The organism is Mycolicibacterium arseniciresistens (assembly GCF_030519285.1).
GTDB classification, from domain to species: Bacteria; Actinomycetota; Actinomycetes; order Mycobacteriales; family Mycobacteriaceae; genus Mycobacterium; species Mycobacterium arseniciresistens.
Map to the genome: position 1 here is coordinate 100,531 of NZ_JAUMSQ010000001.1, position 26,132 is coordinate 126,662.

Annotated in this window: 23 protein-coding genes; 10 read left to right on the forward strand and 13 right to left on the reverse strand. The window is 68.9% G+C overall.

Features of this window, described 5'->3' with window-relative positions; all coding sequences use genetic code 11:
* The 5 genes from Q2100_RS00520 (at nucleotide 1) to Q2100_RS00540 (ending at nucleotide 6,893) form a co-directional block, all read left to right on the forward strand.
* Complete coding sequence (locus tag Q2100_RS00520; RefSeq protein ID WP_302912382.1) at nucleotides 1–1,623, forward strand: sensor domain-containing protein; 1,623 nt, start codon at nucleotides 1–3, stop codon at nucleotides 1,621–1,623.
* A gap of 98 nt (nucleotides 1,624–1,721) precedes the next feature.
* Nucleotides 1,722–2,726 (forward strand): glycosyltransferase family 4 protein, encoded by a 1,005-nt coding sequence (locus tag Q2100_RS00525; RefSeq protein ID WP_302912383.1) that lies wholly within the window; start codon nucleotides 1,722–1,724, stop codon nucleotides 2,724–2,726.
* Entirely contained in the window at nucleotides 2,723–4,417 is a 1,695-nt protein-coding gene (locus tag Q2100_RS00530; protein ID WP_302912384.1) for a glycoside hydrolase family 13 protein, read from the forward strand. Before Q2100_RS00525 ends, Q2100_RS00530 begins: the two co-directional genes overlap by 4 nt.
* A gap of 70 nt (nucleotides 4,418–4,487) precedes the next feature.
* On the forward strand, nucleotides 4,488–5,942 hold the full coding sequence (locus Q2100_RS00535; RefSeq protein WP_302912385.1) for an SDR family NAD(P)-dependent oxidoreductase: 1,455 nt from the start codon (nucleotides 4,488–4,490) through the stop codon (nucleotides 5,940–5,942).
* Between the two features lie 231 nt (nucleotides 5,943–6,173).
* Nucleotides 6,174–6,893 (forward strand): DUF4189 domain-containing protein, encoded by a 720-nt coding sequence (locus tag Q2100_RS00540; protein WP_302912386.1) that lies wholly within the window; start codon nucleotides 6,174–6,176, stop codon nucleotides 6,891–6,893.
* A 98-nt stretch (nucleotides 6,894–6,991) separates the two neighbouring features.
* Here the strand turns inward: Q2100_RS00540 and Q2100_RS00545 are convergent, their stop codons facing one another.
* The 11 genes from Q2100_RS00545 to Q2100_RS00595 form a co-directional block, all read right to left on the reverse strand.
* Complete coding sequence (locus Q2100_RS00545) at nucleotides 6,992–7,876, reverse strand: SDR family NAD(P)-dependent oxidoreductase (RefSeq protein WP_302912387.1); 885 nt, start codon at nucleotides 7,874–7,876, stop codon at nucleotides 6,992–6,994.
* Nucleotides 7,873–9,228 carry an NAD-dependent epimerase/dehydratase family protein gene (locus Q2100_RS00550; protein WP_302912388.1) on the reverse strand — a complete coding sequence of 452 codons (1,356 nt, stop codon included), beginning with the start codon at nucleotides 9,226–9,228 and terminating at the stop codon, nucleotides 7,873–7,875. The genes Q2100_RS00545 and Q2100_RS00550 overlap by 4 nt, the downstream gene beginning before the upstream one ends.
* Nucleotides 9,229–9,392: 164 nt before the next feature.
* Nucleotides 9,393–11,690 (reverse strand): ATP-binding cassette domain-containing protein, encoded by a 2,298-nt coding sequence (locus tag Q2100_RS00555; protein WP_407667553.1) that lies wholly within the window; start codon nucleotides 11,688–11,690, stop codon nucleotides 9,393–9,395.
* A gap of 8 nt (nucleotides 11,691–11,698) precedes the next feature.
* The gene (locus Q2100_RS00560) at nucleotides 11,699–12,607 is read right to left on the reverse strand and encodes a phosphatidate cytidylyltransferase (protein WP_302912389.1); all 909 of its coding nucleotides are present in this window, start codon (nucleotides 12,605–12,607) and stop codon (nucleotides 11,699–11,701) included.
* Nucleotides 12,608–12,620: 13 nt separating this feature from the next.
* Nucleotides 12,621–13,295, reverse strand: coding sequence for a lysophospholipid acyltransferase family protein (locus Q2100_RS00565; protein WP_302912390.1), 675 nt, complete (start codon nucleotides 13,293–13,295; stop codon nucleotides 12,621–12,623).
* 134 nt (nucleotides 13,296–13,429) lie between these two features.
* The gene (locus tag Q2100_RS00570; protein WP_302912391.1) at nucleotides 13,430–14,179 is read right to left on the reverse strand and encodes a CDP-alcohol phosphatidyltransferase family protein; all 750 of its coding nucleotides are present in this window, start codon (nucleotides 14,177–14,179) and stop codon (nucleotides 13,430–13,432) included.
* A 162-nt stretch (nucleotides 14,180–14,341) separates the two neighbouring features.
* Entirely contained in the window at nucleotides 14,342–14,782 is a 441-nt protein-coding gene (locus Q2100_RS00575) for a hypothetical protein (protein WP_264012156.1), read from the reverse strand.
* A gap of 26 nt (nucleotides 14,783–14,808) precedes the next feature.
* The gene (locus tag Q2100_RS00580; protein WP_302912392.1) at nucleotides 14,809–15,141 is read right to left on the reverse strand and encodes a hypothetical protein; all 333 of its coding nucleotides are present in this window, start codon (nucleotides 15,139–15,141) and stop codon (nucleotides 14,809–14,811) included.
* 124 nt (nucleotides 15,142–15,265) lie between these two features.
* A complete protein-coding gene (locus Q2100_RS00585; RefSeq protein WP_264012155.1) occupies nucleotides 15,266–15,715 on the reverse strand; it encodes a universal stress protein in 450 nt (149 codons plus the stop codon).
* A 22-nt stretch (nucleotides 15,716–15,737) separates the two neighbouring features.
* The gene (locus Q2100_RS00590; protein ID WP_302912393.1) at nucleotides 15,738–16,808 is read right to left on the reverse strand and encodes a GGDEF domain-containing protein; all 1,071 of its coding nucleotides are present in this window, start codon (nucleotides 16,806–16,808) and stop codon (nucleotides 15,738–15,740) included.
* 118 nt (nucleotides 16,809–16,926) lie between these two features.
* The gene (locus Q2100_RS00595; protein ID WP_302912394.1) at nucleotides 16,927–18,387 is read right to left on the reverse strand and encodes a glycoside hydrolase family 183 protein; all 1,461 of its coding nucleotides are present in this window, start codon (nucleotides 18,385–18,387) and stop codon (nucleotides 16,927–16,929) included.
* A 204-nt stretch (nucleotides 18,388–18,591) separates the two neighbouring features.
* On the opposite strand from Q2100_RS00595, the gene Q2100_RS00600 reads away from it, so the two are divergent.
* The gene (locus tag Q2100_RS00600; protein ID WP_302912395.1) at nucleotides 18,592–19,350 is read left to right on the forward strand and encodes an alpha/beta fold hydrolase; all 759 of its coding nucleotides are present in this window, start codon (nucleotides 18,592–18,594) and stop codon (nucleotides 19,348–19,350) included.
* Between the two features lie 6 nt (nucleotides 19,351–19,356).
* On the opposite strand, the gene Q2100_RS00605 is transcribed toward Q2100_RS00600, so the two are convergent.
* Nucleotides 19,357–19,995: a TetR/AcrR family transcriptional regulator gene (locus Q2100_RS00605; RefSeq protein WP_302912396.1), complete on the reverse strand. Its 639-nt coding sequence runs from the start codon at nucleotides 19,993–19,995 to the stop codon at nucleotides 19,357–19,359.
* Between the two features lie 76 nt (nucleotides 19,996–20,071).
* Between Q2100_RS00605 and Q2100_RS00610 the strand changes: the two genes are divergently transcribed.
* Entirely contained in the window at nucleotides 20,072–21,832 is a 1,761-nt protein-coding gene (locus Q2100_RS00610) for an N-acyl-D-amino-acid deacylase family protein (protein ID WP_302912397.1), read from the forward strand.
* A gap of 27 nt (nucleotides 21,833–21,859) precedes the next feature.
* The gene (locus Q2100_RS00615; protein WP_264012149.1) at nucleotides 21,860–22,642 is read left to right on the forward strand and encodes an SDR family oxidoreductase; all 783 of its coding nucleotides are present in this window, start codon (nucleotides 21,860–21,862) and stop codon (nucleotides 22,640–22,642) included.
* A gap of 13 nt (nucleotides 22,643–22,655) precedes the next feature.
* On the opposite strand, the gene Q2100_RS00620 is transcribed toward Q2100_RS00615, so the two are convergent.
* Nucleotides 22,656–23,462 (reverse strand): SDR family NAD(P)-dependent oxidoreductase, encoded by an 807-nt coding sequence (locus tag Q2100_RS00620; protein WP_264012148.1) that lies wholly within the window; start codon nucleotides 23,460–23,462, stop codon nucleotides 22,656–22,658.
* 91 nt (nucleotides 23,463–23,553) lie between these two features.
* Between Q2100_RS00620 and Q2100_RS00625 the strand changes: the two genes are divergently transcribed.
* Both Q2100_RS00625 and Q2100_RS00630 read left to right on the forward strand, forming a co-directional pair.
* Nucleotides 23,554–24,735: an acyl-CoA dehydrogenase family protein gene (locus Q2100_RS00625; RefSeq protein WP_302912398.1), complete on the forward strand. Its 1,182-nt coding sequence runs from the start codon at nucleotides 23,554–23,556 to the stop codon at nucleotides 24,733–24,735.
* Between the two features lie 71 nt (nucleotides 24,736–24,806).
* On the forward strand, nucleotides 24,807–26,048 hold the full coding sequence (locus tag Q2100_RS00630; RefSeq protein ID WP_302912399.1) for a M23 family metallopeptidase: 1,242 nt from the start codon (nucleotides 24,807–24,809) through the stop codon (nucleotides 26,046–26,048).
* The last annotated feature ends 84 nt before the right edge of the window (nucleotides 26,049–26,132 follow it).

Below are 26,132 nucleotides of genomic sequence, written 5' to 3' on the forward strand. Positions count from 1 at the left end.
ATGTCCGACCCGCTGCACCCGTCGATGCTCGCGCCAGGGGCCGACGGGAAGCTGCTGCGGTCGGGTGAGCACTGGTACCGGCAACTGGTCGAACAGAGCCCCGACGGGATCTGCGTGACTGCAGCCGGGCGCGTCATCTACGTCAACGCGGCCGGCGTGCGACTGATGGGGGCCGACACGAGCGCCGAACTCGTCGGCCGCCCGATCAGCGACTTCGTCACGGCCGAGTCGCTGGTCCCGATGCTCGCCGATCTCGCCGGCGTCGTGAACCGCGGCGACTGCTCGCCGCACCTCCCGGCCGAGATGAAGCGCAGCGACGGCACCACGCTCGCGGTCGAGGTCGTCGCGGTCAAACTGGGGTCGGATGACACCGACGCATGGCAGATCATCACCCGGGACGTGAGTGTGCGGCACGCCGCCGAGGCGGCGCTCAGAAACCAGGCCGCTCTCGTCAACCACGTCAGCGACGCCATCATCGGCACCACCGCAGACGGCACCGTGACCAGCTGGAACCCGGCCGCCGAGGCCATCTACGGGCGCTGCGCGGCCGACGCGGTCGGACTACCCATCGCCGTCGCGGTCGGCGCAGACCTCAGGCCCGCCTTGATCGTCGCGTCCGGTGGCGTCGCACAGGCTCAACACTGCTCCGCCGACGGCCACATCCTCGATGTGCGGGTCTCCGCCGCGACGATGGCCGAGGGATACGTCCTGGTGTGCTGCGACCTGACGGCACTGCACCGCGCGGAACAGCACTTCGAAGCCGTCGTCACGTCGATGATCGAGGGGTTGATCGTCACCGACAAGGACGGCACCATCAAGTCCATCAACCCCGCCGGACTGCGAATCCTGGGCGCCCCTGAAGGGGCGAACCTCGTGGGTGTCAACTTCTTCGAGGCGACCGAGAAACGCCCGTTCTACGACGAGAACGGCGTGAACATCGCGCCAGAGGACCGTCCGGCTCTCGCGGTACTACGTACAGGTGTGTCGTTCGACAACCTGGTGTACGGGTGGGACCGCCCGCAGGGCAGGGGTTGGATCCTGTCGAGCTGTCGGCTGCTCGATCCCGACAAGCCGGGGCGCTCGCACATGCTCATCACCTTCACCGATGTCACCGCGCAACGTGCCGAAGCCGAGGAGATGAAATTCCTCGCCACTCACGACGGTCTGACGTCCCTGCCCAACCGCGCCGCGGTGCTCCTGCGCATCAATGACGCTCTGAGCGGGGACTCGGGCGACGTCCGGTTGCGGGCCGTGCTCTTCATCGACGTCGATCACCTCAAGACGACGAACGACACGCACGGCCACGAGGCCGGAGATCACGTGCTGCGCACCACCGCAGAACGGCTGCGCCGCACCGTCGCTCCCGACGACGTCGTCGGACGTTGGGGCGGTGATGAATTCGTGGTCCTCGTATGCCGGGCTGCGACGTCCGCCGATCTCGACGACCTGGTGAACCGTCTGCACGCGGCGCTCGCCGTCCCCGCCGCGCAGGGCCCGATCGGCGCCAGCATCGGAGTGGTCGAGGTCGGCCGATCGGATCGGCGAACCGCCGACCAGCTTCTGCGCGACGCCGACCAGGCGATGTACGAGGCCAAACGCACGCGGGGCCGACGGAGTCGGTGACGCGGCGCCACCAGCACGTGGCGGCTCACCGGCAGGAGTCCGCGTAGCCTGGTCGCATTCCTACCCAGACCTGTGCCGGCGGTCCCCTGCGAATAGCTGTGCTCTCGCCCATCGCCTGGCGGACGCCCCCTCGTCACTACGGGCCATGGGAGCAGTTCGCCTCGCTGCTCACCGAAGGCCTCGTCGCGGCCGGCCACGAGGTGACGCTGTTCGCCACCGCAGACTCGATCACGACGGCGCATCTGCATGCCACCGTACGATCCGGCTGGTCCGAAGACGCGACGATCGAACCCAAGGTCGCAGAGTGCCTGCACATCGCCTCGGTGTTCGAGCGGGCGGACCAGTTCGACGTCATCCACAACGGGTTCGACTTCCTGCCGCTGACCTACAGCGACCTCGTCGCGACACCGGTGATCACCACCGTCCACGGGTTCTCCTCGCACCACATCGTCCCCGTGTACCAGCGCTACGACCGCACCACCGCCTACGTGTCGATCAGCGACGCCGACCGGCACCCGGATCTGCGCTACGCCGCCACCATCCATAACGGCATCGACATCGACGCGTTCGCGGTGCACCCGAGCCCCGGTGAGCACCTGCTGTTCTTCGGGCGGATCCACCCCGACAAGGGCACCGCGCACGCGATCGAGGTCGCCCGCCGGTGTGGGCGTCGGCTCGACATCGCCGGAATCATCCAGGATGAACGGTATTTTCGCGACGAGGTCGCGCCGCACATAGACGGTGAGCGTGTGCGTTACCTCGGCGCTGTCGATGCATCCGAGCGCGCCGAGGTGCTGGGAGGGGCGCATGCCCTCCTTCACCTGATCGACTTCGACGAGCCGTTCGGTTACAGCGTCGTCGAGTCGATGGCCTGTGGCACACCGGTCATCGCGAACTCGCGGGGGTCGATGGGCGAGCTGATCGTCGACGGCGTCACCGGCTTCCTGGTCGACGACATCGATCGGGCGGTGACCGCGGTGGCGGCCGCAGGTGGGCTCGACCGGCACGGAATCGCCCGACACGCAGCGCAGCGGTTCACGGTCACAGCCATGGTCGACAAATATGTATCGGTGTACCGCAACGTGATCGGCGAACAGTCATGACGTCAGCCGCGTGGTGGAAGTCCGCCGTCGTCTACCAGATCTACCCACGCAGCTTCGTCGACTCCAACGGTGACGGGATGGGCGATCTGGTCGGAATCCTCGCGCGGCTCGACTATCTGCGCAAGCTCGGGGTGGACGTGATCTGGCTGTCGCCGGTATACCGTTCGCCGCAAGCGGACAACGGCTACGACATCAGCGACTACCTCGACATCGATCCGATGTTCGGCACACTCGCCGATTTCGACACCCTGCTCGCCGGGGTGCACGAACGCGGCATGAAGCTGGTGATGGATCTGGTGGTCAACCACACCTCCGACGAGCACCCCTGGTTCGTCGAGTCCCGGTCGTCACGAAACCACCCGAAACGGGACTGGTACGTGTGGAGGCAGCCTCGCGACGGCGGAGAACCCAACAACTGGGCGTCGGTCTTCGGAGGTTCGGCGTGGGAGCTGGACGAGGCCACCGGCGAGTACTACCTACATCTGTTCGACCGAAGGCAACCCGACCTCAACTGGGAGAACCCCGAAGTTCGGCGTGCCGTTCACGAGGTCATGGGCTGGTGGCTCAACCGTGGAGTCGACGGCTTCCGCATGGACGTGATCAATTTCATCTCCAAGGCCGACGGACTGCCCGACGCCGCACCGCAGCCGGGGCGCACATTCGCAAGTGCGATCGACCTCTTCGCCAACGGGCCGCACGTCCACGACTATCTCGCCGAGATGAACCGCGAGGTCTTCGGAAGCCGCGACGGCGAGTTCCTCACCGTCGGAGAGATGCCCGCCGTGACGCCGGAACAAGCGCGGCTGTACACCGATCCGGCACGCGGCGAGCTCGACATGGTCTTCCAGTTCGAGCACATGTCGGTTGACCAGAGCCCCTCGGACAAGTTCGACTACATCGGGCTCGACCTCGTCGTCCTGAAGCGATCGCTGCATCGATGGCAGGCGGCTTTGGCCGAAACAGGCTGGAACAGTCTGTACTGGAACAACCACGACCAGCCGCGCGTGGTGTCCCGGTTCGGCGACGACCACCCGGACTACTGGGCCGCATCGGCCAAGGCGCTCGCGACCGTTCTGCACGGGATGCGGGGAACCCCCTTCGTGTACCAGGGCGAGGAGCTCGGGATGACGAACTATCCGTTCCGAACGGCGCAGGACCACAAGGACATCGAGGCGGTCAACTATCTGAGGAATGTGCTCGAACTCGGCAACGACGAGGCGGTTGCGCTTGCCGGTATGGCCGAGATCAGCCGTGACAACGCCCGGACGCCGATGCAGTGGAACGCAGATCGCAACGCCGGATTCAGCGACGGTGATCCCTGGCTGCCGGTCAACCCCAACCACGTCTGGCTCAACGCCGAGAACCAGGTCGATTCGGCTGATTCGGTCTTCGCGCACTACCAAGCCCTTATTCGGCTTCGACACGAGTCGGCGGTCCTGGTCGACGGCGACTTCACCCCGTTGATGGCGGAGGATCAGCAGATCTGGGCCTACATCAGAACCACCCCGGCGATGAGGATCCTCGTGATCGCGAACTGCGGGCGCGATCGGCGGACCGTCGACATCGGTCGGGAATGGACTGCGGCCGAACTGCTGCTCGGCAACATGCCGGACACCCCGGTCACCATGCTGTCGTCGTGCCTCGAACTCGCCGGCTGGGAGGCGCGAATCTACTCGGCCCATGTGACCTGACGGGCGACGGGCCATTCGGCCGCGTCGTGCGTGTGCGGGACCCGCGGTTTCCGACCAGTACTCTTTGTTGGTGAACGCGATCGACCCGGACAAGCTCGACATGTGCCTGCAGGTGCTGGCCGACATCGAGTCGTTGCCCCCCGAGCATCCCGACGCCGTGGCCGTGCGCCGGGCGACGGCGAGCATCTTCAAGTCGGTACGGAAGGCCCGCCGGCACGCCAAGCGCGATGCAGTGGCGGCCGCCGACGAGGCCGTCACCGCCGCCACCGCCACCGGTGCGCCCGGCCGCATCGACGACGAGACGCAGGGTCTGCCGCTGGTGTCGGCTGCGCTCGGCGCCACCGCGGGCACCTTGCTCCGGCCGCGGGCCTGCTACATGTGCAAAATCCGGTACACGGTGGTCGACGCGTTCTACCACCAACTCTGCCCGGCGTGCGCCGCGCTCAACCGCGCGAAGCGCGACGCCCGCACCGACCTGACCGGCAAGACCGCACTCCTCACCGGTGGTCGCGCCAAGATCGGCATGTACATCGCGTTGCGACTGCTCCGCGACGGGGCGCACACCACGATCACCACCCGATTCCCGAACGACGCCGTGCGCCGCTTCTCCGCGATGCCCGACAGCGCCGACTGGCTGCACCGGCTCCGCGTGGTGGGCATCGACCTCCGCGACCCCGCGCAGGTGGTCGCGCTCGCGGACAGCGTCGCCGCGCAGGGCCCGCTGGACATCCTGATCAACAACGCCGCCCAGACGGTGCGCCGGGCCCCCGGCTCGTATGCGGCACTCGTCGAAGCGGAGCGGACCCCGGCGCCTTCACTGGTCGACGTCATCACGTTCGACCGCGTCAGCGACGCCCATCCGGCCGCACTCGCAGGCAGCCTCTCCGAGCACCCGGCCCCGCATGCCCCGTCAGATCCCGGGTCACTTCGCTCCTGCCCTCCGGTCACCGAACTCGCCCTCGCCGCCCGCAGCGCGTCCCCGGAGCGGATCGCGGCGGGCACCGCCATCGACGCGGGTGGGCTGCTGCCCGACACCGCGTCGGTCAACAGCTGGACCCAGCGCGTGCACGAGGTCGACGCGATGGAACTGCTCGAGGTCCAGCTGTGCAACCAGACCGCGCCGTTCATCCTGGTGAGCCGCCTGCGCCCGGCGATGGCCGCCTCACCCGCGCGCCGCACGTACGTCGTCAACGTGTCCGCGATGGAGGGGCAGTTCAGCCGCGCCTACAAGGGACCGGGGCACCCGCACACCAACATGGCGAAGGCCGCGCTGAACATGCTCACCCGCACCAGCGCCGCCGAAATGCTGGAGCAGGACGGCATTCTCATGACCGCCGTCGACACGGGATGGATCACCGACGAGCGGCCACACCCGACGAAACTGCGACTCGCCGAGGAGGGTTTCCACGCCCCACTCGACCTCGTCGACGGCGCCGCCCGGGTGTATGACCCCATCGTCCGCGGCGAGGCCGGCGAAGATCTGCACGGCTGCTTCCTGAAGGACTACTCGCCGAGCAACTGGTAGTCGCGGGCCGACCGGCAAGCCGAAACGGTTGCTGGACAACCGTTATCGACGTACAGCGCCATCGCCTCGAGCGAGTCTGCCCGGATAAGACCCTTGCCCAGCGGACAGGAAACCCTTCCCATCCTCCGGTGAAGTCTGCCCTCGAGGCGATTACCCCGCCGCGTCGTGACGCCGAGTATTCGAGTAGCCCAAGAGGGTCCGAACATCGGCTCACTTCCATCGGAGGACAACATGACCATCTCAAGAGACGCAGCCGGCCGCCGCACCCGTACCGCAGCGATGATCTTCCTGGCTGCCTTCGCATCTGGTGTCGGCATGGTCAGCGCCGCCGCTCCGGCGAGTGCCGCCGATCAGCACATCGCGCTCGCCATCGGCTTCGTCAGCGAGAATCCGCCCGTCACGATGGCAGGCGGTTCTTCCATCGGCGCCAGCCAGGACCAGGCCGCCCAGGGTGCGCTGTCGAACTGTGTGAGCAACGGCGGCAGCCACTGCGTCGCGCAGGTGATCGCGACGAACGAGTGTGCGGCGGCGGCCTCCAACGACTACGGCGAGATGACCGGGGCATCTGATCCGTCGCTTTCCGCCGCGCAGAGCAAGGCCAGGGCCAAGCTGCAGAATCAGCAGGGCGCCAAGGTGATCGTATCCGGTTGCGCGAATGGATCCACCCCGCCGCCGCCCAACGATCCGCCGCCTCCTCCGCCCGCGCCGAAGCTGGGGCCGACGGTGTCCTTCGACCCGGTGCTGGGCGGCTTCGTGGCTCACATCACCGACCGCAGTGGCGTCTCGTCGCAGTGCACCTACACGGCCGAGAACTTCAACCGCGCCTTCGCACTGCCCGCCAACTCGAAGTACGACCTCAGGGTCGTGCCTGCGGTTCCGCGGTTCCGGAACTGGACGGTGACCATCGCCTGCGACAACGGCACCAGCACCACGACGACGACGTACTTCTGAGTCGTTCGACAAGATCCGCCCGGACCGTGACACCACGGTCCGGGCGGCTTCGTCTGTTCCTCTGCGGCAGTCAGAGAGCGAGGGGCCTCAGATCAGGGTCATGCCGATTCGCGCGGGTTGACGGCACTCGGCGCGTACCGCACGTTCCCGGCGCTGGCGTCGCTGGGGCCCGAATCGAAGGAGGCGGCACGGACGAACGGCCCGACCAGGGCATCGAAGACCGCCGGCAGCAACCGGAAGGCGGCGATCGCCGGCCAGTTCAGCAGACCGACCTGACGCTCGCTGGAGCGCCGCCTGTCGGTGGCGCGCACGATGGCGGCCGCGACGACGGCGGGGGCGTCAGCGGTCGGCGGCACCCGCGGGGTGAGGCCGGAGTAATTCCCCGCCGTCCCGTACACCGGAGTGTCGACCGGTCCCGGGTAGATGCCGTGGATCCGGACCTCCGGCAGATGACGATTCTCCTGACGCAACACCCGAACGAGCGCACTCAACGCGAATTTGCTGAGTACGTAGGGAGATTGATATGGCACCGCGATCGTTCCCAGGAGTGATCCGACCAGAACCAGGTGCCCCGAGCGCCGCTCCTGGAAGTGGCGCAGTGCCGAGCGCGCCACGTTGGCGGCGCCGAGGAGATTCGTCTTCACCACGTCATCGAAGACGTCGGCCGGCACATCCTCGAACCGGCCGAAGGCGGTGATGGCCGCGCATTGGGCCACGATGTCCGCCCGGCCGAATCGCTCGATCGTGACGTCGAATAGTTCCTGTACCTGGTCGGCGGCGGCGATGTCCGTCGCCTGCACCACCACGTCGATGGCGCCGACCGATCTGCACTCGTCTGCGACGTCCTGCAGGGCGTCCTCTGAGCGCGACGCCAGCACCAGGGCGGCATTGCGTCTGGCGTAGTGCAACGCGGTCTCCCGCCCTATCCCGCTCGAAGCGCCGATGACGACGACCACTTGAGAGTCAATGTGTTGTGTGTTCATGTTTTTCCCATCCGTGAGGCCCGGCGGCGTTCGGCCGCGGCGAGCAGGCTGAGGGCCGTGGTGGCGGCGACCGGCGCCCATCCGCCACGGACGGTGGTCGTCAGCGCTGCGACGACGGCGAGCGGCGCCAGTATCGCGACGGGGTCGCGGCGGCGTTCGAGGACACGTTCCAACGCCATCGGTGTGCCGGCGGCCAGGTTGACGGCGACGGCCGCGGCCTCCGGAACTTTGGCAGCGCCGAAGCCGAGCGCACGGGCGACGGCCAGAGTGGTCCACAGCAACAGGGAGCCGTCGTGTATCCGCCGGATCGTCTGTGGTGTCATGCGTCGCTCCTCGGATCTCCAGCCCATCGCCGCGCTCGTGCCCGCGGCGCCCTCAGCCATTCCGTCGAGGAGTTCCATCGCGCTCTCGGCCGACGTCCGCGTGGGGGCCCACCCGAGTTCGCGGCGGGCCTTCGACGTGTCCATGACGGGTGAATTGGTGGCCACGTCATACCAGCCCGGAGTCAGCGCCACCACGCGGCTCGCGCTGAGCGCGCTGACCACCGTCCGCATCATCCGCGGGTTGACGCCGACGGCCTGTGCCCCGACCAGGGCGGCGAGCGCGGTGCTGTCCAGCACGTTCGCCGCGATGTTGTACGAACCGTGGGCACGGTGCTGCATCATCCGGATCACCGCATCGCCGACGTCATCGGCATGGACGAACTGCAGCGCGATGCCCCTGGGCAGGGGGAGAAGACGCACCGCACCGCGACGCAGGAGTTCGAAGGCGGCGCGGGGCACCAGGGGACCGAGGTAGAGCGAACGAATCAGCCAGGCTGCTTCACGCTGCACCACGACGGTGGGACGGAAGCGTGCCACGACCGTCTCGGGTTGCTCTTCGACGAACCGGTCGAGCATCCGCTCCACCATCACCTTGTGCCGGCTGTACGTCGAGGCGGGCTGGCCGGTGTCCGGCCAGTCCTCCGAGACGGGTTCCCCGCGGCCGGGGGCGTAGATGCCAAGGCTGGAGGCGTACACGAGTTGTCGGATCCCCGCTGCCGTCATTGCAGAAAGAAGAGCTTGTGTGCCAAGCACATTGGCGCGGTAGAGGTAATCCGTGTCGCGCACCGGCTGGATCGCCAGCGCCAGGTGGATCACCACGTCAGCGCGTCGCAGCGCCGGTTCGAGTTCGGCTGCGGCGGTGGGCGACGACAGATCCACGGCATGCCACTGCACACGTTCGTATTTCTCACCCGTCGTGGGTGGGCGCCGACAGATGCCGACCACCTCGGCGTCGGGCATCTGTGCGGCCAACGCCCGCAGCACGCCGGCGCCGACGTTGCCCGAAGCGCCGGTGACGACAACGCGCATGTGGTGTCTCCTGAACAGAGTGTCGGCAGCGGATGCCCTGTATTCGGAGCCGGATGGCGCAGGGTGCTGCCGTTGATGATGCGAGGCTGCTCACACGTTGCAGAAAGCGTCCGGCACCCCAGCCTTACCCGGGGATGTGGGCCGCAAACGTCGCGCCGCGGCGCTCAGGAAGCCCTGAACCGGATCCGCCAGCGGGCGATGCCGGCGAAGAGCACGGTGAGCACCGCCAGCATGGCCATGTCGAACAGCCATGCCGACGGGGAGTGTCGCCAGTGCTTGTCATCGGCGATCCCGGCGACCAGCGAGGTCAGGTCGGCCGTCGACGCGGTCGCGGCGAATCCCCATCGCCCGGGGGTGAGCCATGCCAGCGTCTCGAACAGCGGCCTGCCCGTCACCGGGATGAAGCCGCCGGCGAGCACCAGCTGCGCCATCAACGTCGCCGCCAGCAGCACGATCACCTGATCGCCGGTCCGTGCCAGGGCCGACACCGCCAGTCCCAGCACCGCGGCTGCGACGGCCGTCGCCGCGATGCCGGCGAAGAATTCCAGCATCGGGCTGCCCAGCACCACCGCGCGTGAGGGCGCGGGCTTGCCGAACCCGGGCGCCGTGACGACGAGGACGAGGATCGCCGACTGGATCACCGCCACCGCGCCGAACACGGCGATCTTCGCCAGCAGGTACGCCGAGGCGGACATCCCGGTGGCCTGCTCGCGCTGGAAGATGGCACGTTCACCGACCAGGTCGCGCACGGTGAGCGTGACGCCCATCAGGATGGCGGCGAAGCTCGTCAGCGCGATGACGTGTTTCGCCTCGAAGGGTGGCGCACCGTCCGGCGGGGGTCCGCCGAGACCGGCGTCGCCTGCCACCGTCAGCGGCAGCAGGCCGACGATGAACGGAAGCACCGCGAGGAAAACGAGGTAGCCGCGGTTGGCCATCAGCAGTCGTACCTGACGACGGGCGATCGTGCTGACCTGACGGCGCAGCCCGGTGAACGACGGTGCGGCCGCTCTCGCGGGCTGCGCGGATGCGTCGTCGACGACGCTGTGTGCGGCCGATGGCTCTCTGCCCGCCAGGAACCGGCGTTGGACACCGTCGGGGTCGGCGCTGACGCTGGTGAAGATGTCCGCCCAGTCGGTGGATCCCATCGCCGGGCCGAGCGCGCCGGGCGGGCCGCAGAAGGCGGTCTTGCCGCCCGGCGCCAGTAGCAACACCTGATCGCACACATCCAGGAACGTCAGTGAGTGGGTCACCACCACGATCACCCGGCCCGCGTCGGCGAGCCTGCGCAGCATCCCCATCACCGCCCGGTCCAGCGCCGGGTCCAGTCCGGTGGTCGGCTCGTCGAGCACCAGCAGCGAGGGACCGGTCAGCAGTTCGAGCGCGACCGAGACGCGCTTGCGCTGACCGCCCGACAGCTTGTCGATGCGGGTCTGGGCGTGGCCGCTCAGTTCGAGTTCCTCGAGCACCGCGGCGATCACCTGCCTGCGGTCCTCGGCGGCGGTGTCGGCGGGCATCCGAAGTTCGGCGGCGAACTCCAGTGCCTGGGCGATGGTGAGCCGGCCGTGCACGATGTCGTCCTGCGGCACCATGCCGATCCGGCTGCGCAATGCGGCGTACCCGGTGTGCAGGTCGCGCCCTTCGAACGAGACCGCACCACTGGTCGGCCGTCCGGCGCCGACGATCATCCTCGCCAGCGTGGACTTGCCCGAGCCCGAGGGCCCGATCACCGCCGTCAGCGTGCCTGGGCGGGCGGTGAACGAGACCCGGTCCAGCAGAACGGTGTCACGCTCGATCGCCAGGCTCACCTCGTTCACCTCGAGACCGCCGGTGGTGACGGCCGGCTGAGTGCGGCGCACCAGCGCACCTGCGGTGAAGACGAAGTCGACGTTGCCGATCGTCACGACGTCGTCGTCGGCGAGGGGAGCGTCGGTGACGCGCACCCCGTTGACGAAGGTGCCGTTGCGGGCGTCGGTGCTCGACAGCTGCACGCCCCCGTCCGTGGTGACGAGTGTGGCGTGGTGGCGCGAGGCGAGCACGTCGGGCACGACGATGTCGTTGTCGGCGGCGCGCCCGATCGTGAGTGAATCCTCCCGGCCGGGCTGCCGCGACATCCGCTTGGTCACCGCGTCGGCCGCAGGAGGCGCGGTGCCGAGTTCGAATCTCAGCTGCGGACCGTCGGGCGCGACGAGGTGAATCGTCAGCCCGCCATGCACATCGACCGAAGGCACCCGTTGCCCCTCGACGTACATCCCGTGCAGGCTCGTGTCGTCGACCACGATCCAGCCCTCGTCGAGATGGCGAAGTATCACGTGCGAACGCGACACCTTCGGATGCGGGATGCGGACGTCGGCGCGGACGTCGCGTCCGATCACGACATCACGACCCGGCGCGAACGTGTGTCGCCCACGTGCCGAGCAGACGGTGATCGTGGGCGTCATCGTGGGAACCGAAGAGTGGCTCATGGGTTCGTTCATCCTAGGAAGTACGCGAGTGGGAGGACGAGTAACAGCGAATCGACGCGGTCGAGAAGGCCGCCGAACCCGGGGAGCCAATCGCCGGCGTCCTTGACCTGAGCCTGCCGCTTGAGCATCGACTCGAGGAGGTCGCCGAAGACACCGCCGATCGAGACGGCGATGAGCAGGCCGACTGACATGCTGCCGAGCAGGGTGAGGATGACGAATGCGCCGATGATCGCACCGACGAGGCCGCCGACCGTCTTGTTGGGGCTCAACGGCGACAACGGGCGGCGCGCCCAGGCCATGCGGCGCAGCCCCTTTCCGCCGCACCAGGCGGCGACGTCGGTGGCCGCGACGGCGAAGCACAGCAGGTAGGTGTCCGGCAGCACCATCACGAGGTGTGACAGGGACCAGCAGATCCACACCGAACCGAAGGCGGTGAATGCGGTTCGCCTGGCGCCGTTCTCGACGTCGCCGCCGAGGACCGAGGGCAGCGCGCACAGCAGCAGGACGACGGGCGCGAGTTGCAGCAGTGACGGCCGCAGCCACGCGGCGAGGGGATAGAGCACGGCGAGGGCCAGGAGCACCCACGTGTCTGCCCGCTCGAGCCGGACCAGCCGCGCGTACTCGGTGACCGCGACGACGGCCAGCGCCGCGGCCAGTACGGCGGTGGTGCCGTGGCCGATCCACACAGGCAGGCCGACGGCGGGGGCGATCAGCACCCAGGTGCGCCACTTCTGGATCAACTCCGGCCTGCGCGAGACCAGGACCGCGATGCCGGCGACCGCCAGGATGGCCACCGTGATCCACATCAGGAACACCGACCGGCCGAAGAGATGCAGCTGCAGCGGACCCAGGTCGATGTCGAGCGCCATCCGCCGGTCGAGGTGGAGGAACGCGAGGTACTGGTCGAAGATCGTCATTCAGGCGCCTGTCTCAGGATGCGAGCGCGTATCGGTCACCGGCCCGGCCTTCGAAATCTTCCCGCAGGGCCGACACATGCGCCCGCAGTTGCGCCGCCGACGTGTCGTGCGGATCCAGCGGCGCGCCGAGACGGACCCTCATCGGAGCGGGGGAGTAGCGGCCGTCCTTGGGAAGCACGTCAGCCGTGCCGGCGATCGCGACCGGGATGATCGGCACGCCGCATTCGCGGGCCAATCGCAGCGCGCCGGAGCGGAACTCGCCGATGCTGCCGTCGGTCGACCGCGTCCCCTCGGGGTAGAGGACGACGGTGCGGCCGGCCCGCAGCGCCGGCTCGGCCGCCGCAAGCAGTGCGGCGTAGCCGCCGTCACCGGTTCGCCGGACCGGGAGGATGCCGGCCAGCGAGGTGGCGACGAAGCGCCGCACCGGGACGTCGAACCAGTAGTCGGCGGCCGCACCGAAGACCGGGCGGGCCGCCGGTGGAAGCGCCGCGAGCAGTGCCGCGGTGTCGGCGTGTGAGGCGTGGTTGGCGACCACCACGCAGCCGCCCCGGGTCTCCCAGCGGCCGGTCACGGTCAGCCCGCCCGAGGCGCCGCACACGGTCCGCCAGAGCCAGTGCCGCAGGACACTGCCCGCGCGTCGCGGAGTGCTCGACGGGGAGAGGGGCCGAGTGGTGCGGTGGAAGTTCATGGTGTGAGTACATCGGGGCCAGGGGGCTACCGATCCCAAGAAAACGGCCGATCCCGCAACGCCGACTGGCGGCGACGACCTCCAGAGAGGTTCGTCGCCGCCGTACGAGCAGCTGGAGGGGCCGGTCCCGGATGTCAGGCCGCAGTCAGCACCCCCAGCGGCACGGTGAGGGGCCGGGTGATCGGCAGCACGTCGGCCACCGGTTCCCGCTCAGACCTGCGCTGCGCCTTCAGCTCGCGGTGCGCTGCCCGCAGCCGCAGCACCGTGGTGATGAGCGAACCGTTCACCAGCTGAGCCAGCAGCACGGGCATGATGACCGGGAATGCGGTGGCCAGCACCACGAGCAGGCACCGTTCTGTCTTGCCGAGGGGGCCGCCGTTGCGGCGCGTGCCGCCCGCTGCGGCCGCCGCCAGCGACGCGAACGTCGGCAGCGTCGCGGCGAGTGCGGCCAGCAGCACCTGGAGCACCGGCCAGGACAGCCAGTCCAGTCCGGGGCCGCCCTGACGGGCCGCCCACACCGCCAGGCCGGCGAAGGCCAGCAGATCAGCGGTGCGGTCGCCGATCTCGTTGACGACGAAGCCCCACGGCCGGCTCACACCGCGGGCGCGGGCCACCGCGCCGTCGAGGTTCGCCCCGGCCAGCCGCAGCACCATGAACAGCGCCGCCAGCGGCCAGCAGCCGTAGGCGACGGCGATTCCGCCGGCCGCTGCGGCCGCCACGCCTGCGACGGTGAACGCGTCGGGCGAGATCCGCCGTGCGACCGCGGCGTCAAGGATCGGCGTCAACTGCCGGGTGAACCATGGCTTGAGCGCATAGAGGCCGGACATGCGGGCCCGGCGGGGCGTCGACGCGGCGGGGGTGTGGGTGGGGGCGGACGTCTTCATGGCCGGCTCCTTTCGTGTCGCTTGCTCGTACGCGCCTCGGTGGCGTCGTCGATGCGATGAGTCAAGCGGGCGCGAAGGGCTACCGATCCCAAGAATCGTCGGCCGCGCGACAACGGCAACGGCCGGCTCATCACCGAGCCGGCCGTTCGTGCTTGGCGCCGTCTACCTGCGGGTCAACGAGACCCGGATGCCGTCCACCGACACGGGGAATCCCTCGCAGCCGGTGGGTATCCGGCCGGTCGACGTGCCAGTCAGGGTCGCCGGGTCGAACGAGTACCCGATGGTGTTCGGCAGCTGCCTGCCGTCGGGGCACGACCATGTGGCCTCGCGGGTGAACTCCCATCGGCCGTTCACGAGGCGGGCGTCGGCCGTCCACCCGGTCGTGGACGCCACCCGGGCACAGCCGGGACCACAGGGCGTGATGATCCAGGTGGCCGACGAATTCGGATACGGATTCGGCGCGCCGTTGACCATCCGTTGACTCTGGTCGCTGATCAGGGTGTAGGTGCCGCTGAGATCGTCGGCATGTGCGGGGTTCGCGAGTGCGATCGCGGCACCCGCCATCGCGACGGCCGTCGCTGCGGCACGGACGACAGTTCTCATCATTTCTCCCAGGGTTGAGTTACGGATCAGCATGGACGCGGGATGAACAGGCTCCAGCACGTGTTCGGTGCCTGCCAGGGGTACGGGGGTGGCGGGTTGTCGCCCTCCCAGACGGTCGACGAGACGTTGCCCTGACCGGGATTGACGTAGTGATAGGTGTGGCAGACGTTCCAGTCCCAGGTGGGCCTGCCGTCGGCCGGGGTGTTGAAGCCGCCGCCGTAGCCGCCGACTTCGTCACCGGGACACCAGGTGTGCGGACCGCTCGCAGCGCCGGCGGTTCCCGCGCCCACGCCCACGCCGGCCGACGTCACGCCGGCGCAGACCAGTGTCGTGATCGCGAGACGCGCAATCCGGTTCATGGTCGCTCCTCACACCGTGGGTCGCCCCGACGGGCTCACCTGCGATCAGTGAAGACCTGTCCGTTGCCCTACCGATCCCAACTTCGTCATCGTCGTCGGCGGTCCGAACGTGCCGTGGCTTCGGTCAGTCCGTGGTCTCGACGACCAGGACCTCGGTCTTCGCGCGACGGCGCACCGCGCTCGGAACGGATCCGAGCAGGCGGCCGGCGATCGACTTGAGCCCGACGCTGCCGACCACCAGGAGGTCGGCGTTCACGTCGGCGACCAGGTCGACGAGCACGTCGATCGGCGCGCCGACGATGGCCCGTTCGTCGACGTCCTTGACCCCCGCCTCTCGCGCTCGATTGCTGGCCTCGCGCAGCATCGCGTAGGTCGGTGCACCGCCATGGGTCCGGTAGCCCTCGCCGGTCGGTTGATCGGGTTCGCCGGAATGATGTTCCTGCTCAGGCAGATACGCGGTGGCGACGATGAGTTTCGCGCCGGACTCGACGGCGATGGCCGCCGCTTTGTCCACTGCACGCAGTGACGATTCCGAGCCGTCGGTGCCGACGACGACGATCTTGTAGTCGCTCATTATTCCTCCTGTTGTCCGCCGGTCAGCCGATGGTCGCGTAGGTGTGCCTCGGCCGGTTCCCACCGTCGCGTTTGGCGGCGTACATCGCCGCGTCCGCCACGGCGATGAGATGCTCGATGTGCCGCGTCGAGGCGTCCGCGTCGGTGATCTCAGCGGTGGCGGCCCCGATGCTGGCGGTGATCCGTTGCGGCAGTGCGGCGATGGCCGCGCACAGGTCGCCGGCCAGCTTCCAGACATCGTTGCGGCTGGAGATGTCGGCGATCAGGAATTCCTCGCCACCGGCCCGGCAGATCGCGGCCCCGGGCGGAGCATGCGAGCGCAGCAGGTCGGAGACGGCGATCAGCACGGTGTCGCCTGCTGCATGGCCGTCGGTGTCGTTGATCCGCTTGAAGTCGTCGAGGTCGATCATCAGCAGCGACAGATGGTTGCCGGTGACCTGCGTCGTGGCGAGCTGGCGTTCGAGGGTGTCGATGAACCCGCGCCTGTTCAGCAGTCCGGTCAGGGGGTCTTCGTCGGAGCGGGCCGCGTACCGGACGAGCGCCCGCGACATCGCCCACACGCCGATCGACACCGAGACGTTGAGGAACCAGATCAGCCAGAACGCTCCCAATGCGGTGACGAGGCCGGCGTCCCGGCCCAGCCGCAGCGTTGCGGCGACGGCGATCGCGAGTGCCAGCACGAAGTTGAACAGCAACAGCTTCGTGGTGTGGAAGAACGCGATGTAGCCGGCGATGACGGCCATGCCTGCCCCGCCCAGAGCGGTCAGGGTGGGGTTCGGTTGCGTCAGGCTCCACCCGGCTGTCGACAGGGCGCCCGCGATCGAGACGATCTCGGATTGCCTGCGGGTCGGCCAGCGCGTCAACCACAACGCCGTTACCCCAGCGGTGAACACCGCGGTGACGGCACCCCACAGCAGCGACTCGTTGATTGTTCGCTGCCCGGTGACGAGCACGCTGAGCGGCACCAGCGCCGAGGACGTCGTGACGACGCCCATGATGAGCTGCGCCGATCGCAGGAGTCTGCGCTGCCGGAGGAAGTTGGTGATCCAGTCGAACGGGTCAGGTTGGGTCCACCACGTCCTCAGTCGTGACACACGTACCCTCCGGCGACGTTGCTCAGCCCGGTGCAGCTCATTGTTTGGAAGGACTGTAGCTGCATAAGCGCGCGGTGGGCGGAAGGTCGCAGAAATTGCTGGCGACCTCGAGACGCGGTTACGGCAGGACGGTGCGCATCAACATCACGTTGTACGCCGACCACAGCGACAGGGTGAAGTACAACTCCTTGCCGACCGACCACGGATGCAGATAGGGGGCGTAGATGCCCCCGGGGATGTCGGCGGACCGGACGAGCAGCTGTTCGGGTCCCCAGGGGCCCTGCGGTGCCGGCGCCGTGCGCGCCACGATGTCGTTGGCGCCGTTGCCGTACAGCACCAGGTACTGCTTGAGATAGGTGTTGTACTGCGCCGACATCTCCGAGACCGGGCCGGGGATCACCGGCGTGGCGGCCGCCGGATTGCCCGGCACCCAGGCGTTCTGCCCCGCGTTGAAGTACTCGTACTTGGCGAGGTCGAGCACCTGGTTCTGGCCCACCCGGGAGATGTATGCCGCGCCGCCCCGGCCGGCCGGGGTGCCGAAGGAGTAGAGGTACGGGTCACCGGGCCCGGGCTTGAGGAATGCGCCCTGCTGGAAGTTCTCGTTGCCCGGCGCGAATCGGGCGCCGGGCACGCCGTCGGCTCGCGCCGCTCTCACCGTCGCGGGGTGCACCGTCCAGTTCTCACCGTTGTCCGAGGACGCCGCGATCGCCGAAAAGTTCGTGGTCCAGCGGCCGTCGCTGTCCCAGCTCCGGATCGACATGAGGTTCATCACCTGGGTGTTGCCGATCGCGACGCCGGCGGTGGGGATGATGCCGCGCTCCGTGTCTGCCCACTTCGGGCTGTTGACGACCTGCTTGGCCATGCCCGACGGCCAGATCGGTGCGCCCGAATATCGGTTGGACAGGCCGGCGTTGGGCACGGCGACCGTCTTCGACAATGCGCCGTCCTGGCTGCGGAACAGGGTGTTGTACCGCCACTGCTGACCGCGGACGCTGCAGTACCCGTAGGTGTCGCCGAACGCCATCAACACCTGGCGGTTCGAGGAATCGCCGTTGTCCCACATGATGCCGAGGTCGGTGCCGGTGATGGCGAACCTGTTGATCGTCTGGTTCGGGCTGTCCGGTCCGGTCACCCACCCCACGAGTGACGTCCCGGGCGGCGCGGGTGGTGGTGCCTGGGGAGCAGCCGCCTGGGCCGGTGTGTCTGTCTGAGCCGACGGCGGATTGGCCGTGCCCGGCGTGGGCGCCGGGGCGGGCACCGCCCTCGCCTGCTGCTCCAGTCGGGCGGGTCGTGGGGACAGCGCGCCGAGCATCGCCCTGGACATCTGGCCCATCCTGGGCAGCGGGGCGTTCTCGTTCGTGCCTGCGGGCCGGTGTCCACGGGGCGGAATGTCGGTGCCGGGAAGAGCGGGCGCCGCGGCGCCGCTCGGGGTCGGAGGGGGCTTGGCTGCCGCCGCCGCGCCGGTGCAGGGTTCGGCGGACGCCACCGGTGCGATGCCCGTCGCCAGCGCCATCCCGACGACGACCGCCGAGGCCATGGAAGTGGTTGACACCGTGGACAATCGACGACGCAGCGACATGTCACACCTCTCGGAGGGGCGGGACGCCGCGGTGACGTCAGCAGTAGACAGCTGTGACGATAGTGACTGGAGTGACTACTGCCGTCGTCCGTGCGGCAATGGATGCGTATCCGTGACCGTGTCGCGACCTGACCCGAAACCTCAGCACCGGCCGGCGTCGTCGCGTACCTTCGGCCCCGCCGCACTGCACGCAAGGAGGACGACGTGCGTTTCGTACTCGTACACGGGGGATTTCACGCCGCGTGGTGCTGGACCCACACGATCGACGAACTCCGGGCCCTCGGCCATGACGCGGTGGCCGTGGATCTGCCCGGCCACGGCTCGCGCGTCGACGAGGAGTCCACCCTGGCGAATCGCCGCGAGGCGGTCGCGACGGTCATCGAGAGCGGCGACGTCGTGGTCGGCCACTCCGGCGGAGGATTCGACGCGACGTTGGGTGTCGACTCGGTGCCTGACATGGTCAGTCACGTCATCTATCTCGCTGCCGCCCTGCCGCGCGAGGGCCGCAGTTACACCGAGGCCATGACGATGACCAACGCCGAGGACGGCGATCTCGACGGCGACGTCGGAGAGATGTTGAGCTATCTGCACTTCGACGAGGACGGCGCGATGAGGTTCGCGGACTTCGAGGGCGCCTGGAAGTACTTCTACCACGACTGCGACGAGCCGACGGCGCGCTGGGCCTTCGACCGGCTGGGCCCCGAGCGGTTCGGCGAGACGACGGTCGCCCCGGTGTCGGTGCCCGGCTTCTGGGCGGCGAATCTGCCCCGCAGTTTCATTCGCTGCGAACAGGACCGGGCGATGCCACGGTGGCTGGCCGACACCGTCGCGCACCGCCTCGGCGTCGAACCGCTGACCATCGACGCATCGCACTCGCCGTTCCTCAGCAGGCCCGGCGACCTGGCGCAACTCCTGGTGGCGGCCACCGCGACGCGACCCGTCGGACCGCTGATCCCGAACTGAGCCGGCTCACCGACCGGTGGCCGCGGCGCCGGTGCGCAGCGGTGCCAGCAGCGCATCGAGCCCGTACTCGAACACCGCGTCGTAGTCGGTCGGCGACTGCAGCGCCTCGACGAGCGCCCGGTCCGGCCAGTCGTCGGTCCACAGCGACGGGTCCTCCTCGTCGTGCTTCTCCCCGCGCACCGCGGAGAACTGCATGACCGCCGAGGAGATGACGTGGACCTGTATTGCACGCAGCACCAGGGCGGCCTCATCGCCGGTCACGCCCAGCTCGGCCAACTGCGCCGCGAGCGTCTGCTGCACCGGCAGGAACAGTGCGGGCGTGCGGTCGCGCTCGTGGGCGATGCCGAGCAGGTGCTGGCGCTCGATGAGCACCCTGCGTTGGGAACGGGCAAGGGAGGCAATGCGATCGACCGGACCCCGGCCCTCGGTGGGCAGGTTCGCCATCTGGCCGAGCAGTCCCTCGACCAGGCTGTCGAACACCTTGTCCCGGCCGCCGACGTGCCAGTAGATCGACGTGACCGCGACCCCGAGCGCCTCGGCGAGGCTGCGCATCGTGAACGCCCCGACGCCGTGTAATTCGATGAGGTGCGCGGCGGCGTCGAGGATCGTGTCGGCGTTGACCGATTCCCGTTTTCCGTCCGCCACGATTCGCCTCTCTGCTCTCTGTAACGGTGTTACATTCGCCACGGTAACGGCTGGCAGCCTCGTGAGGGAGTGATTCGTGTTCGACCTCAAGATCACCGGTGGAACCGTCGTGGACGGCACGGGCGCCGACCGCTATCTGGCCGATGTGGCCGTCCGCGACGGCAGGATCGTCGAGGTCCACCGCCGTGGGCCCAACGACCCGACGCTCGCGGGCGAGGCGGCCGAGACCATCGACGCCACGGGCACCGTCGTCGCCCCCGGGTTCGTGGACATCCACACCCACTACGACGGCCAGGTCAGCTGGGACAGCCTGCTGGAGCCCTCGAGCAATCACGGCGTGACCACGGTGGTCGCCGGCAACTGCGGCGTCGGGTTCGCACCGGTGCGACCCGGCCAGGAGCAGTGGCTCATCGAACTGATGGAGGGCGTCGAGGACATCCCGGGCACCGCGCTCACCGAGGGCATCACCTGGGGCTGGGAGAGCTACGCCGAGTACCTCGACGTCATCGGCAGGCGCGAACTGGCCGTCGATGTGGGCAGCCAGGTCGCGCACGGCACCGTGCGTGCCTACGCAATGGGCGAGCGCGGCGCCCGCAACGAGGCCGCCACGCCCGAGGACATCGAGGCGATGAGCCGGTTGGTGCGCGAGGCGGCCGAGGCGGGCGCGCTCGGCTTCTCGTCGTCGCGGACGCTGGCGCACCGCGCGATGGACGGTGAACCGGTGCCCGGCACGTTCGCGGCCGAAGACGAACTCTTCGCGCTCGGCCGGGCGATGGCCGCAGGTGGCGGGGCGGTGTTCGAACTGGCGCCGCAGGGGGCGGCGGGCGAGGACATCGTCGCACCGAAGAAGGAACTCGAGTGGATGCGGCGCCTCGGCGGCGAGATCGACTGCGCACTGAGCTTCGCGCTCATCCAGGTCGACGCCGACCCCAACCTGTGGCGCGAGCAACTCGACATGTCGGCGGCCGCGCACGAGGCGGGCAGCAGGCTGCACCCCCAGGTCGCCGCCCGGCCGTTCGGCATGCTGCTCGGCTTCCCCGGCCACCACGCCTTCACCCACCGGCCGACCTACCGGCGGCTCAAGGCCCAGTGCACACGCGAGGAGCTGGCGGCCCGGCTGGCCGAACCCGCTGTGCGGGCGGCGATCCTGGTCGAGGAGGACCTGCCGATCAACCCGGACGTGTTGTTCGACGGCATGTTCGCCCTGGCGCAGTACTCGGCGGACCGGCTGTACGCCATCGGCGAGCCACCCGACTACGAGCCCACCGCCGACCGGACAGTCGCCGCGATCGCCCGCGAGCGCGGTGAGGACGTCCTGACGACGATGTACGACCTGATGCTCGACGGTGACGCCGCCACGATGCTGATGCTGCCGATGTTCAACTACTCCGACGGCAACCACGACGCGATCCGCGAGATGATGACCCACCCGGCGGGTGTCCTGGGACTGTCCGACGGCGGGGCGCACTGCAGCATGATCTGCGACGCGTCGTATCCGACCTTCCTGCTGACCCACTGGGCGCGCGATCGGCACCGCGGGGACAAGCTGCCGCTGGAGTACGTCGTGCGCAAGCAGTCACACGACACCGCAACGCTTTTCGGGCTCACCGACCGCGGCGTCATCGAGGTGGGCAAGAAAGCCGACCTGAACGTGATCGACATGGACGCGCTCACGCTGCACGCGCCGCGGATGGCCTACGACCTGCCCGCCGGTGGGCACCGGCTCGTGCAGGGCGCGTCCGGTTACCGCGCCACCGTCGTCAGTGGCGTGGTGACCCGCCGGGACGGTGTCGACACCGGCGCCCGCCCGGGCCGGCTGGTACGCGGAGCTCGCTGAGAACCACTGGAGAAACAGGAGGAATCGATGGCAGGACGTCTGGCCGGCAAGGTGGCGGTGGTCAGCGGGGGAGCCCGCGGGATGGGCGCCTCGCACGTGCGGGCGCTGGTGGCCGAGGGCGCCAAGGTGGTGTTCGGCGACATCCTGGACGACGAAGGCGAACTGGTCGCCCGCGATGTCGGCGACGACGCCCGCTACGTCCACCTCGACGTCACCCGGCCCGAGGACTGGGACGCCGTCGTGGCCGCCGCGGTCGAGCGCTTCGGCTCGGTCGACATCCTGGTCAACAACGCGGGCATCCTGAACATCGGACTCATCGAGGACTATCCGCTGTCGGAATGGCAGCGGATCATCGACGTGAACCTGACCGGCGTGTTCCTCGGCATCCGCGCCGTCACCCCGGCGATGAAGCGTGCGGGCCGGGGTTCGATCATCAACATCTCCTCCATCGAGGGGATGGCGGGCACCAGCGCCTGCCACGGGTACACCGCCACGAAGTTCGCGGTCCGTGGGCTGACCAAGTCGTGCGCACTGGAACTGGGGCCCAGCGGGATCCGGGTGAACTCGATCCACCCCGGCCTGATCAAGACGCCGATGACCGACTGGGTGCCCGACGACATCTTCCAGACGGCACTGGGGCGCGCCGCGGAGCCCGTAGAGGTGTCCAACCTCGTCGTCTATCTCGCCAGCGACGAGTCGAGTTACTCGACCGGCTCGGAATTCGTCGTCGACGGAGGATGCATCGCGGGCCTGGGCCACAAGGACTTCTCGACGGTGGAGACCGAGCCGCAGCCCGAGTGGATCAGGTGAGGCACGTCGCGCGCTAATGCTCTCCCAGCCCCATCAGGTCGGTGACGCCGTGGTCACGCCCCGCGGTGTAGCCGCCGTCCACGGCGATCGCCTGTCCGCTGACGAAACTCGCATCGGGCGACAGCAGAAACGCTGCCACCGATGCGATTTCGCCGGGCTGCCCGAAACGGCGCAGCTTGTGCTCATGGCGAAGCCCGTCGCGGGCCTGCTCCATGCCGGGCATCCCCACCACCGAGTCGAACAGCGGCGTCTCGATGAACCCGGGGCAGATGGCGTTGGCCCGGATCCCGCTGGGCCCGTAGTCGATCGCGACGTTCTTGGTGAGCAGCACGACTCCACCCTTGGCGGCGTTGTACGAGCTGCCACCCGCGGTGCCCTCGAGCCCCTCGACGCTGGACAGGTGCACGAGTGCACCGCGTTCGCCGCCGACCCGGTCCTGCTCGATCATCTGCAGCAGCGCGGCGCGGGTGACGACGAACGTGCCCTTGAGGTTGACGTCGACCACCCGGTCCCACTCCTCATCGGGCAGCAGATGGACAGGGCCGCCTCCGGCCACGCCCGCCGCGTGCACCACGCCGTCGAGGCGGCCGGCCGCGTCCACCACCGCGCTAACCGCCGCACCGATCGCATCGCCGTCACGCACATCGGCCTGCCGGTAGGCGTACCGGTCGTTCGCGACATCGGTCCGCTCGGCGACGTCGACACCGACGACGGTGGCGCCCTCGGCGAGCAGCCGTTCGACGGTCGCCCTCCCGATGCCCGATGCTGCGCCGGTGACGAGGACACCCTTGGACTCGAATCTGTTCACAACGGCCAACATAGCGGCGAGCGCACGCTTGTTCGCGCAGTTTCCCGACGGACGCGTACGACAACCGTGCGCTCGCGATCGCTGACGAGGTAGAGGAGTTCCGATGACGACCACACCTGTGCGGGTCAGCCCCGTGGATCTGGCCAGGGGCATGAGAGACCTCGTCGCCGGGGAAGCCGCCGCCTCCGAGCGGGGACGCACGCTGTCACCCCCCGTCGTCGAGGCGATGTGGGACAGCGGGTTGATGACGGCGTTCAATCCGGCGGCCGCGGGCGGCGCCGAGCCGTCGATCGCCGAGATGATCGAGACATGGATCGAGATGGCCTGGCAGGACGGGTCATTCGGCTGGATCGGGATCGCCAACCTGCCGTCGTCGTTCGCCGCCGCGGCCTATCTGCCCGACGAGGGCTTCGCCGAGGTCTTCACGGCGAACGCCAACCGCGTCACGATGGGCGGGCAGTTCGCGCCCAACGGCCAGGGCATCGTCACCGAAGGTGGCTACCGGCTGACCGGATCGTGGAACTTCGGTTCCGGCACCGGGCATTCCGCCTACATCGCCGCGGGCTTCATCCCGATGGAGGACGGCGAGATGCGGTGGATCCGCGAGGGCGAGCCCGAACTCATGGTGGCCGTCGTGCCCCGCGACGAGGTGACGTTCACCGACGGCTGGCACGTGCAGGGCCTCAAGGGCACCGGCTCCTACGACTACAACGTGACCGACCTGTTCGTGCCGTCGTCGCGGACATTCCGGCTGTTCACCCGGGAACCGTTGCGGGGCGGTTACGCCGCAGGCCGGATGGGGATGATGCCGGTGACGGCGGCCGGCCATGCGGCGTGGGCGCTCGGTGTCGCGAAGAGCACGCTGGACGACGTCGAGTCGCTGGCGGCCACCAAGTTCCGGATGTCGGACATGGCGTCGCTGGCCAGCCGCCCCACCTTCCAGAAGGACCTCGCCCACCACGTCGCGGCATGGCGGGCGGCCCGCCTTCTCGTGCTCGACACCTTCGGCGCGGCGGAGTCCGCCGTCGTCGCGGGCGGGGAGTTGACACCGACGCATCGCGCGGACATGCGGGTGGCGGCGGTGTACGCCACCGGCGTGGCCAGGGCCGCCGCGGAGTGGGCGCACCTCGCCGCGGGCACCACGTCGATCCGGGAGGGCAGCCGGCTGGAACGCGGCTTCCGCGACATCTACACCGGCACGCAGCACGCCTTCATCAGCGAGAAGGTGGCGATCGACGCGGCCCAGGTGTGGCTCGGCGTCATCGAGGACCACTTCTCGCTGTGACGGCTGACGAAATCGCCTGACGCCCCGCGCGTTCCGCATCCCGTCCGGCCGGCGTCTGCAAGGGTGTCTGCATGGACAGCGTGCGCAGTCTCATCCGCCGGTCGCTGGCGCCTGCGGTGGGCGCCGTCCTGATCGTGGCCGCCGCCGGGTGTGCCGATGGTGATACCCCGGCCGCCGAGTCGCAGAGCCCACAGGAGACCACGGCTGCGGCGCCGCGTCCCGATGCGATCACGCCGTTGGTGGGATCGGTACCCTTCGCGCCCGTTCCCTTCGCCGGGTCGGATGGCAGGACACACATGGTCTACGAGCTGGCCGTCACGAACTTCACCGGCGCGCCGCTGACGGTGGACGAGCTGAAGGTGCTCGACGACAGCACGAGCGCGGTGCTGGGCGAACTCGACGCCGCGGCACTGCGGGACCGGATGCAACCGGCGGGCAGCCGCGCGGGCGCCGAGCAGCTCGAACCCGGTCAGGCCGCGACCATCTTCATCCACCTGATCCTCGATGGCGCCGCCGACCACACCACCCTCGTGCACGAGGTGGCGGTCACCGGCGCCGCGATACCGACCGAGCGGAACCGGCTCACCGAGCGGATCGCGACGACGAAGGTCGACGAGCGGACGCTGCCGGTGGTGTCCGCGCCGTTGCGCGGCGAGCGCTACATCGCCGCCGACGCCTGCTGCGACGCGGCCCGGCACACCCGTGCAGTCCTGCCCGTCAACGGGCGGCCGTTCCTCGCGCAGCGTTACGCGATCGACTTCGAACAGGCCGACGCGCAGAACCGGATCTTCACGGGCAACCCACGCGATGCCGCCGGCTACCAGATCTACGGCGAAGAGGTGCTGGCTGTCGCGGACGGCACAGTGGTCGGGGCCCGCAGCGACCTGCCGGAACAGACGCCCGGCGTGTATCCCGCCGGCATCCCGATCGACGAGGCCGACGGCAACTTCGTGGTGCTCGACATCGGCGAGGGCTTCTTCGTGAACTACGCGCACATGCAACCGGGCAGCGTCCGCCCGAAGGTAGGGGACAGGGTGACCCGCGGCGACGTCATCGGGCTCGTCGGGAACACTGGCAACTCGGTCGCGCCGCACCTGCATCTGCACGTCATGGACGGGCCGTCGCCGCTCGCGGCGCAGGGCCTGCCCTATCTCTACGACCGGTTCACCCTGACCGGGCAGGTGGCCAGCACAGCCGACTTCGACGCCTCCGAAGGCGAGGGCGTTCCCCTGGTCACCGTGCCGGGCGTGGATCGCGCCGAGCACACCGATCAGCTGATCCTCGACCAGAACATCGTCGACTTCGGTTCCTGAGAATCCTCGCGGGCATCTACCTGTGAATACGCTGGAAACTCTCAGATTGACAGCGATCAGTTTGACGGGCTAGATATATGACAC

What these genes read in the sequence shown, in the direction of transcription:
- Q2100_RS00585 (WP_264012155.1), bottom strand. Translation starts at nt 15,715, where the DNA reads ATGAGCGACTACAAGATCGTCGTCGTCGGCACCGACGGCTCGGAATCG.
- Q2100_RS00615 (WP_264012149.1), top strand. Translation starts at nt 21,860, where the DNA reads ATGGCAGGACGTCTGGCCGGCAAGGTGGCGGTGGTCAGCGGGGGAGCC.
- Q2100_RS00565 (WP_302912390.1), bottom strand. Translation starts at nt 13,295, where the DNA reads ATGAACTTCCACCGCACCACTCGGCCCCTCTCCCCGTCGAGCACTCCG.
- Q2100_RS00630 (WP_302912399.1), top strand. Translation starts at nt 24,807, where the DNA reads ATGGACAGCGTGCGCAGTCTCATCCGCCGGTCGCTGGCGCCTGCGGTG.
- Q2100_RS00545 (WP_302912387.1), bottom strand. Translation starts at nt 7,876, where the DNA reads ATGAACACACAACACATTGACTCTCAAGTGGTCGTCGTCATCGGCGCT.
- Q2100_RS00555 (WP_407667553.1), bottom strand. Translation starts at nt 11,690, where the DNA reads ATGAGCCACTCTTCGGTTCCCACGATGACGCCCACGATCACCGTCTGC.
- Q2100_RS00540 (WP_302912386.1), top strand. Translation starts at nt 6,174, where the DNA reads ATGACCATCTCAAGAGACGCAGCCGGCCGCCGCACCCGTACCGCAGCG.
- Q2100_RS00530 (WP_302912384.1), top strand. Translation starts at nt 2,723, where the DNA reads ATGACGTCAGCCGCGTGGTGGAAGTCCGCCGTCGTCTACCAGATCTAC.
- Q2100_RS00575 (WP_264012156.1), bottom strand. Translation starts at nt 14,782, where the DNA reads ATGAGAACTGTCGTCCGTGCCGCAGCGACGGCCGTCGCGATGGCGGGT.
- Q2100_RS00560 (WP_302912389.1), bottom strand. Translation starts at nt 12,607, where the DNA reads ATGACGATCTTCGACCAGTACCTCGCGTTCCTCCACCTCGACCGGCGG.
- Q2100_RS00595 (WP_302912394.1), bottom strand. Translation starts at nt 18,387, where the DNA reads ATGTCGCTGCGTCGTCGATTGTCCACGGTGTCAACCACTTCCATGGCC.
- Q2100_RS00550 (WP_302912388.1), bottom strand. Translation starts at nt 9,228, where the DNA reads ATGCGCGTTGTCGTCACCGGCGCTTCGGGCAACGTCGGCGCCGGCGTG.
- Q2100_RS00570 (WP_302912391.1), bottom strand. Translation starts at nt 14,179, where the DNA reads ATGAAGACGTCCGCCCCCACCCACACCCCCGCCGCGTCGACGCCCCGC.
- Q2100_RS00620 (WP_264012148.1), bottom strand. Translation starts at nt 23,462, where the DNA reads ATGTTGGCCGTTGTGAACAGATTCGAGTCCAAGGGTGTCCTCGTCACC.
- Q2100_RS00580 (WP_302912392.1), bottom strand. Translation starts at nt 15,141, where the DNA reads ATGAACCGGATTGCGCGTCTCGCGATCACGACACTGGTCTGCGCCGGC.
- Q2100_RS00520 (WP_302912382.1), top strand. Translation starts at nt 1, where the DNA reads ATGTCCGACCCGCTGCACCCGTCGATGCTCGCGCCAGGGGCCGACGGG.
- Q2100_RS00625 (WP_302912398.1), top strand. Translation starts at nt 23,554, where the DNA reads ATGACGACCACACCTGTGCGGGTCAGCCCCGTGGATCTGGCCAGGGGC.